Below are 4,738 nucleotides of genomic sequence, written 5' to 3'. Positions count from 1 at the left end.
CCGCGCGCCTCCAGGGGGCGGGCACGCTTCAGCGCCTCGTCGATCGTCTCGCCGGTCACGAACTGCTCGCCCATCATCCGCATCGCCATGTCGACGCCGCGCCGGATCACCGGTTCGCCGGCGCGCGCGATCAGCCGCGTCAGCGCCGCGCCCAAGCCGCTGTCGTTGACGCTGCCGGTCAGCTTGCCGGTCACCACCAGCCCCCAGGTGGCCGCGTTGACGAACAGCGAGCGTCCGTCGCCGACATGGCTGCGCCAGTCGCCTCCCGCGATCTTGTCACGGATCAGGGCGTCGCGGGTGGCGTCGTCGGGGATGCGCAACAGCGCTTCGGCAAGGCACATCAGCGCGACGCCCTCCTGACTGGACAGCGCATATTCCTGCACCAGGCCCTCGACACCGCCGCCCGTGTGCTTGTCGCGCAGCGCGCAGACCAAAGCGGTGGCGGTGGCGCTGGCCGCCCGGCGCAGCCCTGCATCGAGCGTCGCCTGTTCCAGCAGCGGCACGACGCATTCCGGCTCGGGGCGTCGACAGGCGGCGGTGATCGCCTCCCGCAGCGGCGTCTGCGGACGGATCGGGGCGGCGAAGTCGGCGAACGGGGCGGTCATGGTCATGGCGTCAGCATATTCCGGTTCAGCCGAAGACAGCGGCACGATTTATCGCGAAATACAGGCCAAACGCACCTATTATCGGGGTAATGACGGATCATTCCACTTCAAAAACCGGCCAGCTCGATCCATTCGACCGCCGGATCATCGAGACGCTCCGCGCCGACGGGCGGCTGTCGATCGCGGAACTGGCGCGGCGCGTCGGCCTGTCGAAGACGCCCTGCCAGGTGCGGCTGCGGCGGTTGCTCGATCAGGGGTACATCCTGGGCTTTCGGGCAATCGTCGATCCGACCCGGCTGGGGCTCGATCATATCGCCTTCACCGAGGTGAAGCTGTCCGACACGCGCGAGGCGGCGCTCGACGAATTCCGCCGCGCGGTGCTGCGCATCCCCGAGGTGGAGGAATGCCACATGATCGCCAGCAGCTTCGACTATCTGCTGAAGGTCCGCACCGCCGACATCCGCCGCTATCGCGAAGTCCTCGGCGAGCGCATTTCCGCGCTGCCGCATGTCGCCAACACCTCCACCTTCGTCGCGATGGAGACGATCCGCGATGCGCCGGTATAAGGGTTTACTTGGCCCGACGAAGCGCCGAGACGGCGGCGATGTGCGTTCTTGCCCTCGCCTGGTCGATGCACCCGCGCTGGCGGTTGATCGTCGCCGCCAATCGCGATGAGTTTCACGCCCGCGCGGCGGCCCCGCTATCGCGCTGGGATGATCGCGCGATCCTCGCGGGGCGCGACCTGGTCGCCGGTGGCACATGGCTGGCGGTGTCCGCCGACGGTGGGTTCGCGGCGGTGACCAATTTGCGCGGGTTCGGCACCCCCGACGCGACGCGCGACTCGCGTGGCGCGCTGGTGGTCGGGCTGGCGGATGGCAGCATCGCGGCGGAGGAGGTGCGGGCGGCGCAGCACAATCCCTTCAACGCGATCGCCATCCGACAGGGACGCGCGACCTTCGTGGCGAACCGGCCGACGATGGCGATCGCTCCGCTCGCGCCCGGTTTGCACGCCATTTCCAATGGCCCCCTCGATCCACCGTGGCGCAAGACGATGCGGCTGTCGGCGGTGATCCGCGACTGGCTGGCGACGGGCGATACCGCATTCGACGCGCTGTTCGCGGGGCTGCGCGATCCTGCCCCGCCGGGCAGCAGCGCGGACGATCCGGCCGCGATCTTCATCGACGATCCCGTCTATGGCACGCGATGCAGCACGGTGGTGGCAGTGACGAACGATGGTGTGGGGACGATCGCCGAGCGCCGCTACGACGCCGCCGGGAACGTGACCGGGACGACGGCCCTGCCATTCCAGTGGCCGCAGGATGAGGCTGGCTGATCCGTCCCGACGATCGCTGGAACGATTACTCCACCGTCAGCGCGAGCAGCGCGAAGCTGGCGAGCCAATGCTCGCCCATATAGTCCCCGGCCACCTCGCCCAGCGCGGCGTCAAGGTGGCGTTCCGACGCCGCAAGCGCGACGTCGCGGGACGCCGCCGGCAGCAGTGGCGCGATCACCCGCCATGCCCAGGCGCGGCTGAGGTTCAGCCCGTCAAGATGCGCGATCCGCCCATCGCTACGGTCGCTGACGGTTACCGGCGATAACAGCGCGGCGGGTTCGCCCGCCGCCAGATCGGGCAGGAAGCGTGACAGCCAGTCCTTCGCCTCCGCCGCCGGCAGCAATGTCGCCATCGCCACCGCCTCCGTCAGCACCGGTGACAGGAAGTCCTCGCCGCTCGGCTCCCACACCTGCCGCACGCGATCGCCGCCGAACCATGTGCGCGCACGTTGCGCCAGCAACGTCAGCAACGCCTCGTCCGCGACCGTGCGGGCATAACGCGCCGCGAGCACGAGTGCGAACGCGCTATTGGCATGCGTGCCAGCGCGCACCGGATAGGTCAGCACCGGCAGATAGGCATGGAAGCGCGCCGCAAAGGCGGTCGCCAGCGGGCGCAGCGCCGCCGCGTGGCGCGAACCCGCGCGCTCCAGCTCCGCCGCCAGCATCAGCAACCACGCCCAGCCATAGGGCCGCTCGAACGATCGCGCGGAGGCGCGGTCGAGATAGGCGCGCTCCCGCTCCAGCTTGTCAGCGGTCAGATGGTCGTCGAACAGCCGATCGATCGCCGGCGCCGCATCCAGGCCGGGGAACAGCCGCCGCAGTCGCGCCAGCAGCCAATAGCCGTGGACGCAGCTATGCCAGTCGAAACTACCGTAGAATACCGGATGCACGTCAGCCGGGCGATAGACGTCGCCGTCATCATCCATGACATGATCCGCCTTGTGCGGATAGGCGCGCGTCACATGGCCCAGCGCGATGCTGGCGAAATGCGCGGCGCGTGGCTCGGTCAGGCGGTGCATCGTCATGGGCCTTTCGGAAAAGCGAACCATGCCATGATCGCGACGTTGATCGCCAGCAACAGCAGCGCCGTCGGCGCCTGAACACGGATCACCGCGTGACGATCGCGAAGCTCCAGCGCGGCGACCGGGACGATGTTGAAATTCGCCGCCATCGGCGTCAGCAGCGTACCGCAGAAACCCGACAGCATCGCCAGCGCCGCGACCGCGGCCGGATCGCCACCGAAACGCTGGATTACGAACGGCAGGCCGATCCCGGCGGTCATGATCGGAAACGCAGCGAAGGCGTTGCCCATCACGATCGTGAACAATGCCATGCCCAGGCAATAGGCCAGTGCCGCGCTCGTCGACGTGTCGAGCGGCACGAACGTCGTCACGCCGGTGGCCACCCAGCGACCGACGTCGGCCATCGCGAAGATCCCGCCCAACGCCGCCAGCATCTGCGGCAGCACCATCGCCCAGCCGATCGCATCGACCAGCCGCCGCGCCTCCCCCGCCGGCGCGGCGCGCGGCGCGCGTGTCAGGCGAATCGCTAGCATCAGCGCCAGCGCGGCACCCGCGGCCAGCGACACCAGGGTCACCTGTTTGGGATCGATCAGCGCATGGCCCGCGACGATCCCGTCCGGAAAAAGCAGCGTCCCCGCCAGCGTCACCGCTGGAATGCACAGCGCCGGCAGGAACAGCGCGGATCGCAGCCGCGCGGCGCTGGCGGCGCGGGTGGCGTCGTCGGTGGTGCGGACTGCGCCAGGCCGTAGCCCCAGCGTCGCGAGCGCGACCATGCCGAGCACGAGCAGGCCGTTGACGACGTCAGGCAGCCACGGGCCAGCGATCAGGGTAACCGCGAACAGCGCCCAGAAGCCCGCGCTGCGCCAGCGGGTAGCGCCGCGCGTGCGGTCCAGCGCATGATGCAGTGCCACCGTGGCGGGCAGCAGCCCGGCGACCACGCCCAGCGCGTCGAGCCCGATCATCGCCGCCGTCCCGCCGAAAGTCGCCGGTCAAGCCGCAGCAACCGGACGCCATGAATCGCGAAAGCGCATAAGGCGGTCGGGATCGCCCAGATGGCGACCTGCAACGGAGCGACGACGATGCCGTTCTGCTCCAGCACCGCACGGATCAGCAGGATCGATCCGATCGCGATGAATACATCCTCGCCGAAGAACAGCCCGATATTGTCCACCGCGGCGGCGTGGGCGCGAATCGTCTGGCGCGTGTCGTCGTCGGGCGGCACGGCCTCGTCGCGCTCCGCCGCCCCTTCCGCCATCGGCGCGACGATCGGGCGCACCATCGGCACATGCCCGCCCAGCGACGTCAGTCCCAGCGCGGCAGTAAGCTGTCGCAGCGCGAGATAGCCCAGCAAGACGCGCCCCGTGGTCGCGCCGCGCAATCGCTGGACCAGGCCGCGCGCATGATCGCGCAGCCCGGCGCGTTCCAGCAGGCCGATCGTCGGCAGCGCCAGCCACGCCACCGCCAAAAACCGCGCGTCGACGAATGCCTTGCCGATCATCCCGGTCACCTCGACCGGCCCGTGCCCCGCCGCCATCGCGCTGGCGAACGCCGCCAGCGTGACCACCAGCAACGGATGCACCCCCAGCGCGAAGCCGATGACGATGATCGCGATTCCCGACAGGACCAGCATCGTCCGGGTTACAGCGTCGCGGCGGCACGTGCCGCCTGGTTATACTGGCCCGACATGCGGCGCAGCAGGTCCGCCGCCTGCGACAGCGCGTCCGCGTCAGGCCCCTCCCCGGCGACCGCATCCGCCAACACCAGTTCGCGGATGTCGCG

The 4,738-nt window shown here is 69.5% G+C and carries 5 protein-coding genes and 1 pseudogene; 2 read left to right on the top strand and 4 right to left on the bottom strand.

Translation table 11 applies throughout. The features are described 5' to 3' along the window. Window positions 1-611: pseudogene (locus tag ACFDSW_RS15445) on the bottom strand (trifunctional transcriptional regulator/proline dehydrogenase/L-glutamate gamma-semialdehyde dehydrogenase); the annotation flags it as partial. An 83-nt stretch (window positions 612-694) separates the two neighbouring features. On the opposite strand from ACFDSW_RS15445, the gene ACFDSW_RS15440 reads away from it, so the two are divergent. Together ACFDSW_RS15440 and ACFDSW_RS15435 are read left to right on the top strand one after the other, a co-directional pair. Further along, window positions 695-1,171, top strand: coding sequence for an Lrp/AsnC family transcriptional regulator (locus ACFDSW_RS15440; RefSeq protein ID WP_375251159.1), 477 nt, complete (start codon window positions 695-697; stop codon window positions 1,169-1,171). Window positions 1,172-1,209: 38 nt separating this feature from the next. Further along, window positions 1,210-1,938: an NRDE family protein gene (locus tag ACFDSW_RS15435; RefSeq protein ID WP_375251158.1), complete on the top strand. Its 729-nt coding sequence runs from the start codon at window positions 1,210-1,212 to the stop codon at window positions 1,936-1,938. 25 nt (window positions 1,939-1,963) lie between these two features. On the opposite strand, the gene ACFDSW_RS15430 is transcribed toward ACFDSW_RS15435, so the two are convergent. Genes ACFDSW_RS15430 through ACFDSW_RS15420 form a run of 3 tightly spaced genes read right to left on the bottom strand, consistent with a single transcriptional unit; the run spans window position 1,964 to window position 4,589 of the window. Then, window positions 1,964-2,956, bottom strand: a complete 993-nt coding sequence (locus tag ACFDSW_RS15430; protein WP_375251160.1) for a DUF2891 domain-containing protein — start codon at window positions 2,954-2,956, stop codon at window positions 1,964-1,966. Window positions 2,957-2,958: 2 nt separating this feature from the next. Continuing rightward, on the bottom strand, window positions 2,959-3,921 hold the full coding sequence (locus ACFDSW_RS15425) for a 5-oxoproline transporter, DUF979 family subunit (RefSeq protein ID WP_375251157.1): 963 nt from the start codon (window positions 3,919-3,921) through the stop codon (window positions 2,959-2,961). Further along, entirely contained in the window at window positions 3,918-4,589 is a 672-nt protein-coding gene (locus tag ACFDSW_RS15420; protein ID WP_375251156.1) for a DUF969 domain-containing protein, read from the bottom strand. The genes ACFDSW_RS15425 and ACFDSW_RS15420 overlap by 4 nt, the downstream gene beginning before the upstream one ends. Window positions 4,590-4,738 lie beyond the last annotated feature (149 nt).

Source organism: Sphingomonas sp. (genome assembly GCF_042091075.1).
Lineage (GTDB): Bacteria > Pseudomonadota > Alphaproteobacteria > Sphingomonadales > Sphingomonadaceae > Sphingomonas.
The sequence above is the reverse complement of the archived record's forward strand: the minus strand, read 5'-3'. Positions and strand labels throughout refer to the sequence as shown.